The following is a 2,001-nucleotide window of genomic DNA, read 5'->3' on the forward strand; positions in this document are numbered from 1 at the left end:
AGGTTGGACGTGGCTGCAGGAGAAGAGACCTCACACATCCTCAGCGGGTTGACTGCCCAGCTGCCTGATCGTGATCCGGAAGAGACCGCGGAGTGGATTGAGTCCCTTGATGCGTTGATCGCGGAGCAGGGTACAGAGCGTGCCCAGTACATTATGCGTTCGTTGTTGCAGCGTGCTGGTGCCCGGTCGGTGGGTGTGCCGATGGTGACGACCACTGATTATGTGAACACGATCCCGGTGGACCAGGAAGCAGAGTTCCCGGGGAACGAGGAATTCGAGCGCCGGTACCGGGCGTACATGCGGTGGAACGCCGCGGTCATGGTCCACCGTGCGCAGCGTTCCGATATTGGTGTCGGCGGGCATATCTCGACCTATGCCGGGGCCGCGACCTTGTACGAGGTGGGGTTCAACCACTTCTTCCGCGGCAAGGACCACCCCTCGGGCGGGGACCAGGTGTTCTTCCAGGGCCACGCGTCCCCGGGCATGTACGCGAGGGCGTTCATGGAAGGCCGGCTGACCGAGGAGGATTTGGACGGGTTCCGTCAGGAAAAGTCCAAGGAAGGCCATGCCCTGTCCTCGTACCCGCATCCGCGCCTGATGCCGGACTTCTGGGAATTCCCCACCGTGTCCATGGGCATCGGGCCGATGAACGCGATCTACCAGGCCCAGTCCAACCGGTACCTGCACAACCGCGGGATCAAGGACACCACGGACCAGCAGGTCTGGGCGTTCCTCGGCGACGGGGAAATGGACGAGCCCGAGTCCCGTGGCCTGCTCCAGCTCGCCGCGAACGAGAACCTGGACAACCTGAACTTCGTGATCAACTGCAACCTCCAGCGCCTGGACGGCCCGGTCCGCGGTAACGGCAAGATCATGCAGGAACTCGAAGCGTTCTTCCGCGGCGCGGGCTGGAACGTGATCAAGGTCGTCTGGGGCCGGGAATGGGACTCCCTGCTCGAGAACGACCCCGACGGTTCCCTGGTCCAGATCATGAACGAAACCCCCGACGGGGACTACCAGACCTACAAAGCCGAATCCGGCGGGTTCGTCCGGGAACACTTCTTCGGCAAGTCCCCGCAGACCAAAGACATGGTCGCGGACCTGACCGACGAGCAGATCTGGGGCCTCAAGCGCGGCGGACACGACTACCGCAAGGTCTACGCCGCGTACAAGGCAGCGACCGAGTTCAAGGGCAAACCCACCGTGATCCTGGCCAAAACGGTCAAGGGCTACGGCCTGGGCCCGCACTTCGAGGGCCGCAACGCCACCCACCAGATGAAGAAGCTCACCATGGAAGACCTCAAAGCCTTCCGTGACCACCTGCGCATCCCCATCACCGATGACCAGCTCGACGCGGACCTCTACCGGCCCCCGTACTACCACCCCGGCATGGACGCCCCGGAAATCAAATACCTGATGGAACGCCGGGCCGAACTCGGCGGGTTCGTGCCCGAACGCCGCCGCCAACACACCGCCGTGACCCTGCCCGAGGCCAAGTCCTACGACGTCGCCAAACGCGGATCCGGGAAACAACAAGCCGCGACCACCATGGCCTTCGTCAGGCTCCTCAAAGACCTCATGCGGGACAAAAACTTCGGCACCCGGTTCGTGCCCGTGGTCCCGGACGAATCCCGGACCTTCGGCATGGACGCGTTCTTCCCGACCGCGAAAATCTACAACCCCAAAGGCCAGAACTACCTCTCCGTGGACCGCGACCTCGTCCTGGCCTACAAAGAATCCCCCGCCGGCCAACTCATCCACCCCGGCATCAACGAAGCCGGCGCCGTCGCAGCCTTCACCGCCGCCGGCACCGCGTACGCCACCCACGGCGAACCCCTGGTCCCGATCTACGTGTTCTACTCCATGTTCGGCTTCCAACGCACCGGAGATTCCTTCTGGGCCGCCGCGGACCAAATGACCCGCGGCTTCATCATCGGCGCCACCGCAGGACGGACCACCCTCACCGGCGAAGGACTCCAACACGCCGACGGACACTCCCCC

The 2,001-nt window shown here is 63.9% G+C and carries 1 protein-coding gene; it reads left to right on the plus strand.

What is annotated here, in order from left to right; translation table 11 throughout:
- Positions 1 to 9: 9 nt before the first annotated feature.
- A partial coding sequence (gene aceE / locus ACFRJ9_RS23660) for a pyruvate dehydrogenase (acetyl-transferring), homodimeric type (RefSeq protein WP_377673311.1) occupies positions 10 to 2,001 on the plus strand: 1,992 nt, incomplete at its 3' end.

The sequence above is a fragment of the Paenarthrobacter sp. NPDC056912 genome, from assembly GCF_042786555.1.
Classification (GTDB): domain Bacteria; phylum Actinomycetota; class Actinomycetes; order Actinomycetales; family Micrococcaceae; genus Arthrobacter.